Origin of the sequence: Pseudomonas citronellolis, from assembly GCF_029335315.1 — a bacterium.
GTDB lineage: Bacteria > Pseudomonadota > Gammaproteobacteria > Pseudomonadales > Pseudomonadaceae > Pseudomonas > Pseudomonas citronellolis_A.
The window spans coordinates 1-7,385 of the sequence record NZ_JARJLT010000278.1 but is presented as its reverse complement, the minus strand read 5'-3'; the positions used below and the strand labels follow the sequence as shown (position 1 = coordinate 7,385).

General features: G+C 55.2%; 7 protein-coding genes. 6 read left to right on the top strand and 1 reads right to left on the bottom strand.

Going from position 1 to position 7,385, the window contains the following annotated elements:
* The first annotated feature begins 68 nt into the window (after positions 1-68).
* From P3W75_RS21065 to P3W75_RS21045, 5 genes are all read left to right on the top strand, one after another.
* Positions 69-1,223 carry a catalase family protein gene (locus tag P3W75_RS21065; protein WP_276229250.1) on the top strand — a complete coding sequence of 385 codons (1,155 nt, stop codon included), beginning with the start codon at positions 69-71 and terminating at the stop codon, positions 1,221-1,223.
* A gap of 96 nt (positions 1,224-1,319) precedes the next feature.
* A complete protein-coding gene (locus P3W75_RS21060; protein ID WP_276229249.1) occupies positions 1,320-1,862 on the top strand; it encodes a hypothetical protein in 543 nt (180 codons plus the stop codon).
* Between the two features lie 212 nt (positions 1,863-2,074).
* Positions 2,075-3,919, top strand: a complete 1,845-nt coding sequence (locus tag P3W75_RS21055) for an AAA family ATPase (RefSeq protein WP_276229248.1) — start codon at positions 2,075-2,077, stop codon at positions 3,917-3,919.
* Positions 3,920-4,059: 140 nt separating this feature from the next.
* Positions 4,060-4,455, top strand: a complete 396-nt coding sequence (locus P3W75_RS21050; protein ID WP_276229247.1) for a hypothetical protein — start codon at positions 4,060-4,062, stop codon at positions 4,453-4,455.
* An 820-nt stretch (positions 4,456-5,275) separates the two neighbouring features.
* The gene (locus P3W75_RS21045) at positions 5,276-5,590 is read left to right on the top strand and encodes a hypothetical protein (RefSeq protein WP_276229246.1); all 315 of its coding nucleotides are present in this window, start codon (positions 5,276-5,278) and stop codon (positions 5,588-5,590) included.
* A 118-nt stretch (positions 5,591-5,708) separates the two neighbouring features.
* On the opposite strand, the gene P3W75_RS31930 is transcribed toward P3W75_RS21045, so the two are convergent.
* Positions 5,709-6,062: an HNH endonuclease signature motif containing protein gene (locus P3W75_RS31930; protein ID WP_276229251.1), complete on the bottom strand. Its 354-nt coding sequence runs from the start codon at positions 6,060-6,062 to the stop codon at positions 5,709-5,711.
* Between the two features lie 999 nt (positions 6,063-7,061).
* Between P3W75_RS31930 and P3W75_RS21035 the strand changes: the two genes are divergently transcribed.
* Positions 7,062-7,385: BRO-N domain-containing protein (locus P3W75_RS21035; protein ID WP_276229245.1), on the top strand; the 324-nt coding region annotated here is incomplete at its 3' end.

Genomic DNA, 7,385 nt, shown 5'->3' with positions numbered 1-7,385 from the left:
GAGGGCGCTCTCCCCGCACCAATCCCGACAGAAGAAAAACCAAGAAAGCCCCGCAAAGGACCGCCCCCATGCGCGCATTGCTCACCCGAATCTGGACCTTCCTCGGCAAATGGGTGGCGCTGCCCATCCTCTACCTCGCCCTGCTCGGCGTCGTCGGCCTGGGCATTGGCTGGGTGTACTACAGCATCAAGTTCAGCGGCCCGGTCTCGGCCCAGGAAGAAATCCCCGCCAACGAAGCCCAGCAGACCCAGGCCATCATCGAGGACGCCGTGCGCGTGGTGGAACAGCACCGCGACAACACCCGCGTGCTGCGCGACGCCCACGCCAAGGCCCACGGCTGCGTGAAGGCCGAAGTCACGGTCAACCCCAACCTGCCCGACGGCCTGCGCCAGGGCGTGTTCGCCCAGCCGGGCAAGGTGTGGAACGCCTGGGTGCGCTTCTCCAACGGCAACGCCTACCCGCAGCAGGACAGCGACCGCGACGCCCGCGGCATGGCCATCAAGCTGCTCGACGTGCCCGGCGCCAAGCTGATGCCCGGCAAGGGCCATGACGGCGAGCAGGACTTCGTCATGTTCAACCACCCCACCTTCTTCGTGCGCGACGTGGCCGAATACCGGCAGAACTTCAACGCCCAGGCCAACGGCCAGAAGGTGCTGGCGTTCTTCCCCAGCTGGAACCCCACCACCTGGGAAATCCGCCACCTGCTGATCGCCCTGCAAACCCTCGCCCCGGCCCCGGACAGCCCGCTGCAGACCGGCTACTTCGGCATCGCCCCGTACAAGCTGGGCGAACAGAACAACATCAAGTTCCGCACCGTCCCGGCGCCGGGCGCCTGCCCCAACTACCAGCTGCCGAAACTCAACGAGAAACTGCCGAACTTCCTGCGCACCGCGCTCTACCAGCAACTCTCGATCGACCGCGTGCCGGCCTGCTTCGCCCTGCAAGTGCAAAAGCAGGACCCGAGCAAATACATGCCCATCGAAGACACCAGCGTGCAATGGAGCGAAAAGGACGTGCCCTTCCAGACCGTGGCCCTGGTCAGCATCCCCCCGCAGGACTTCGACAGCCGCGAGCAGAACCTGATGTGCGACAACCTCTCCTTCAACCCCTGGCACGCCCTGCCGGAACACCGCCCCATCGGCGGCATCAACCGCCTGCGCAAGGCGGTGTACGAAGCGGTGAGCGTTTACCGGCATCAACGCAATGGCGTAGGCGGCGAATAAGCCCGCCGCGCATGGAAGCCCGGACGGGCCGCCAGCCTTCAGCGCTCGCGGCCCGTCGCCTTACCCACACTGGACGTGAAGAGCCCTGCCCCGCCCATGAGTACCGACTTCGACTACCTGCAATCCCTGGCGGATGACTTCACCGCCATCCCCCGCATCCGCCAGGCCTTCGCCCTGATCGAACGCCAGGAAATCTCCGGCTGGGAAATCTGGTTCCAGATCGAGTTCTCCCAGTTCCTAACCCACCACGAAAGCGAACCGGAATGGTGGCGCGAATCCACGGTGGACTACGACCGCCGCATGGAAAAGGACAAGGCCCAATGCCGCCCGGACTTCCTGATCCGCAAGAAACACTGGGCCCTGGACCGCTACGCCGCCCTGGAAGTGAAACAGCACCCGCAAGCCGGCCACTGCATCAAGAACATGGTGGCCGACCTGCGCAAGATGTCGAAAGTGCGCGCCAGCTCGGTGGACCTGCGCAGCTACTGGGTGTTGGGTATTCACCGGGATGAGCCGGAAGATGAGATTGCGCGCTTGATCGACCAGCACGTTACCCACCAGGGGGCGGTGGTGGTGCATGGGTTGGTGGCGAGCCGGAGGATCAAGGGGACGGGGTTGGCTTATACGTTGTTTGGGTGAAGACCAGATAAACCTATAAGGAAAATTTCTTTCAGGTTCGGCCATAAGACGAACCATAAATATTCAAATAGAGATGACGGTCCAGCTTATAGAGCTAGACACTAGGTGCCAGCCAGAATTAATTGAAACCGTAGATCGTGCTTAAGTCATGGCAAGCAGCGCATGAAAGACCCACCCTCTACTATATTCAATCGAGCCTCCAGGAAATTAGCATGCGAGTACGACTCGACAAGATAATCATAAATAACTTCAAGCGAATAGAGTCGCTTGAAATCGACCTGCAACCGGTAACCGCACTGGTTGGAGGTAACACGAGTGGGAAAAGCAGCGCGCTACAAGCAGCACAACTCGGGGTATCAATTCTACAGGCTGCATATCGGGGCACACGCTCTAGCGGCCATCCTGACTTCGCAGGTACCGTTGCCAACGACGCGGTGCTATTTCGACCAACTGAACGACTTTTAGACTTGAGACGCGGCGATAGTGCAACTCAGAACCTTAGCTACTCAATTACCTATTGCGGCATAGATCTTGACTCAGGCGCAGAAAAGGAAATAAAGATCGATATTCGTCGCGGGAAAAACGCAAACATTGCTATAACTCGCACTGGGCACGACGACCTAGCTGCTGTACTAGCGAATAGCGATCGCCCGTTCTCAATATTTACACCTGGTTTGTCAGGAATCCCTATCCGTGAGGAATGGCGAACAAAAGGAGCGATGGACGCCGCGGTCATGCATGGCGACGCCAATCTTTATCTACGCACAGTGCTTGACCACCTTTTCACTCGCGATCTGGATGAGATGGCGAGAGTTTCCTGGCGCCGGGAACGCGATATTAACCTTTTACCAGAGAGTGGGTGGAAAACATTTTCGAAACTTCTCGAGCGCTGCTACCAAGGCACACGCGTCATAGTAAGTCATGATCAGCACAGAGATCGTTACGTTAAGGTCGAGGTCGAAACACCGGATGCAAAAGTCACACTCGATATGGTGTCGACGGGAATGCTCCAAGTCATCCAAATTATTGCCTACGCTTGCTTCTATGCACCTCCCCTTATTCTTTTAGATGAGCCCGACGCACACCTGCATGCCGATAGCCAGGCACGACTTTACGATGCACTTAGAAGCGTTGCTGCTGAGACACAGACCCGAATTTTGTTCGCCAGCCATTCCCCCCAACTGATCCAGCGTCTTATGTACGACCCCGATGCTGCTGTTGCTTGGATGAGCGAAGGTGCAAAGGTTCCTGTCGACGACGCGCAACGTCCTGCGATTCCCATTCTTATGACACTAGGGGCGCTTTCGGCCGGCGCCGATGCCTTCGACCCAGCCCGGCCTGTGATCCTGATGACAGAAGACAAGCTTTCGCGACCAGTTACCATATTGGCAAAGGCGAATGGCGCACCTGAAAACCTGGCAGTGCTTTCTTATAACGGTTGCGGGAACCTTCAGGCTGCAAGGCTTCTTGCAAATATGATCACTGACATGCGCCCCGATGCTCGGGTAATTCTGCATCGAGATAGAGATTTCCGGACAGAACAGGAGATGCAGTTTGAGCTATTAACTGCCGCTGCAGAGCGAGCACGCAATGGCGTAGCTCGCGTGATGGAAGTTTTCACCCCACTTAATGATGTCGAACATTCATTTGCCCAGGCCACGCATCTGAAAGAGGTTTTCAACGACCTTGACCCCGAATTAATCGATGCGGCTATTGCAGACGTGACCACATTCAAACGTGATGAACTTGTGCATGCAGCGCGCGTCGCTCGCGGCCAAATTTCCTCATCACTATATAATGTTCCACGTAAGCGCGAAAAACCAGAATGGGCTGAGTCGGGCATGCCCGAAACAATCCCACCCATCAATACCTTCACCCCTGCAAACGGCCTAGTCCCCGTTTCTTTCCAGAACTCTCATGGAAAGATGTTAATGGACGGTCTTCGCCCCAAGATTCACCACCATGTCGGCGGAGCCTCACAAGCATCGGACAACAAAATCTACACTGCAACCGTACATCTTCAGACGCCAAGCTGGCAAACGGCATTTAGCTCTTAGCCATATGAAACTTACTAATTACATATATCAACACACCAAAACCCCTGATCACTAAAACTTAGAATAGGCAATACCAATTTCAAACAAAAGTCAAAACCAACTAAACCAGCGCAACTCAATCAAACACAAAGGAACAGACGATGCAGACTGAAACTTTCCGTGCCACAACGCAGTATAGTGATTTTAAGGGTGGAGCCGCTGCCGATCATGCCGACAACGGTACTCCTGCTGAATGGCTTCGTAAGAACGGACACATTACCCCTGACGATTTTCTGGTAGGAATCGAATTTAGTATAGGCGAGAACCACGGCATTCATCGCGATCCAGTTTACGTTAACTTCCTAATCGTAGACGGCCCCGGGCGCGACAACGTTGCGGCTCGCATCGCAGAACTTCCAATCAATGAAAGCATCGAAGTTCGCCGCATATCCACTAGCATGAGCCTGATTGAATTTTTCTCTCTATTCAAGAGATTCAGCGTAACACTCTCCCCCCTGAATACAATGCAAGACCGCGACTACACCTACGCTATATAAGAGATTACTTTACCGATGCTAACACCAAACTACCGACCCGACCAAAACCAATTCTGACCCGCTAAAAGTAAAAGGGGACAGATTTATTTATTGAACTCTAATCCTACCTGACCGGTCAAATTTAGAATAGGAAAAATAAATCTGTCCCCTTTTTGCCAGTCCCCTTTTGGCCAATCATCAATGTCGAGATAGATGAAATACTCTATGTCTCATAGGCACATCGAATGGCTGCTTTGGGTCAATTCTTGCCGATCACGACCGTTTGCAACCGGCTAGAAGCAGGCAGTAGACGATAGCCGCCGCCATCTTTACGCTGAGAAATCACATATCAGCGCACGCCTTAAGGAGCTCTTGTTTTGGTGATTTCCATGGATCGAGATAGCGTGCATGCCGGAGACGATTTGAAGAGTCATGAGACGTCAATCGCCGTCGAGGCCACTGCAACGCTACGTACGCTATTCGAGAAGGTGCAAACAATAGGCTATTTGCCTGGCATCAGTGGTGGCGAGGCTACTTGGATAATTTTTTCATCTGAGAAGCCAATAGGTGTTTTAGCTCAGCAATGGTCAGAGCCAAAACTGACGGTACCTGCCGACAGAATGCTAAGTGAGCACTTCGCAGGAACCGAACCACATCTTTTTTTCAGATACTGGTGCCAGGAAGATCCAGATCAGGTTTTCTACCGAATCAAGATTGGCAACGGACTACCTTTGCGTTATCGGTAGGCAATAGCGCCTCGATCTTGACGTCCGCTAAGGGTCGGAAGCTGTCCCTGGTCAATGGCAGCAACCGGCCAGAATCAGACACGTAGGAGTACCCGATGCAACATCTAATCCTTCACTTCACTCATGCCATCGGGGACATCATTCCTTGGTGTACGTTTGTTGAAGAGTTGCGGCCACAGCTTGCGCGGAGCGGAGTAGGAGAATTCGAAAGCGATGACATGGCAATCGATGGAGGAGACTGTGAAGCTGTCTTTCGAGGTCTAGATGCCAAGGCACTATTTACAGCGCTCCTACCGCACTTCCAAAACCTGCCCTTTTTACAAAAGCCGACAACAAAAGTGGTTCTCGTCTTCGGAGAGCTTGGCGGTTCGTCTGAACAGCAGGTTTTCGGCTTAGTAGATAGAAGGTAAGCGAACGTCTCTTTTTGGCCGATTTCTGCCTGCGAGGTGGGCAGCTACCGACCCAAAGCTGCCGGTCGCGAAGGGCAGAGATCGGCCAGAAGACACTAACGTCCGCTTGACCGAAATGTTAGCCGTAATGCTCGCGGCGGTGGCAATTGGGGCATATGGCAACTGCATTTTGCACTGTGTCATCGCCCCCGTCCGCTAGTCGGACGCGATGATGCACCTCCAGATACGGTGTCCCATCACTCCGGCGTTGAAAGGGTGCCGTGGCGCCGCAAATCTCACATATGCCTGCTGCCCGAACCAATACCTCCGCGACAACATCCGGGTTGCGCAAAAACACCGTAGTCGTTGCTTGAACAGACCTTGCTTGTTTCGGCGCTGACGCAAGACGGCGCCGCCTCAGCTCTGGTGTATCGCGTATGGAGCGCGAGACATCGCTCTCGAGATTTGCGCGAAGCTCTTCATCACTCTGCATCGGAGCAGGGACAGTCACTTCGATCTTGTGAAAGAAGCCACCGTTTGCCCGCTGTACAGTTGTCCGTTCACGCGACCTCCACCCCGTTACCAGTGCACCCAAAAACGGGTTTGGAACGGCTTCGAGCTTGTACCGCCGTGCAGGCCGCTCCTTTTTCCCGCGTGCCTCGTCGAAGTGTCGATGTGCGGTGCTCGTAAGCGAATACGTGGTTCCTTCGCGCAGTACCCCCAATACACGATACACCCCATAAACGCGATCATTGACGATGACTGCAACCACCGAAACAGCGCCCTGAGAATCGTCTAGGTAGTCATACCTTGACCCAACGGGTTGAACTTCTGTGTATTCCTCGATGGTCGCGCCTGAACGCAATAACTGCGCGACTGTATTGTCGGAGTGCCGGAGGAGCATGACGTCGTCTGGGTTTACTCCAGCAGCGAACGCGACAGCCGATGCAAGTTCCAACTGACTTTCTCCTTACAGCGAACGAAGTGAGCGACGGTTGAGCCAACTGCGTTGAACACTAGAGGTGCGACATGGGCAAAAGAGAAAAATCGACAAGACCTGTTCCGAGGTTACGAAGTCGTCGGCTGTGTGTCTATGCTGGATGTAACGGGCGCTTCCATGCGTGAATATCCGATTGTGGCCGTAGGGAGCCATCAAAAATTAACTCTGTCTCAATTCCTGAGCTGACAACGCCGCCTAAAGTCGGTGACAGAACGACCTCTTGACCATTCCCCTCCATCGTCCCTACCCTCCACTCGCCCCGTGAAAACGACGGGGCCGGGTTTAGCAGCCTGACTAATCAGTGTGCGGAAACGCCTAGCGATTTCCGGCGACGAGATTCGCCTGGAATTTGCCTCTACGGCGGGCCGCATGGGGAGACCTTCGGGTCTGCCGGTACACTGATTCCGGTCTGCTAACCCTGTGCGGTTCCGCCTCCATTTCCGTTTAGCAGCGGTCGAGGCGGTCCTATCCAATCAGTGAAGGACTACTCACATGGACGATTCCACCCTCCCCACCCCGCTCTACTTCTTCCACAGCCACCGCACCCTCCGCGCCCTCTTGCTCGACGACCAGGTCTGGTTCGTGCTGGACGACCTGCGCCGGTTGATTGGCCATGCCAGTTGCGAGCGGCTGGCGAATCGGCTGGAGGACGACCAGCTGTGTTCGCGCTGGCTGGCGTTGGACGACGGCGGTGGGATGGAGCGCTTGCTGGTCAGCGAGTCCGGCGTTTATGCGTTGTTGTTCCATTTCGGCAGTGGCGCGGCCGATGGGTTGCGGCGCTGGGTGAGTACCGTTGTGGTGCCTGAGGTGCGTAGC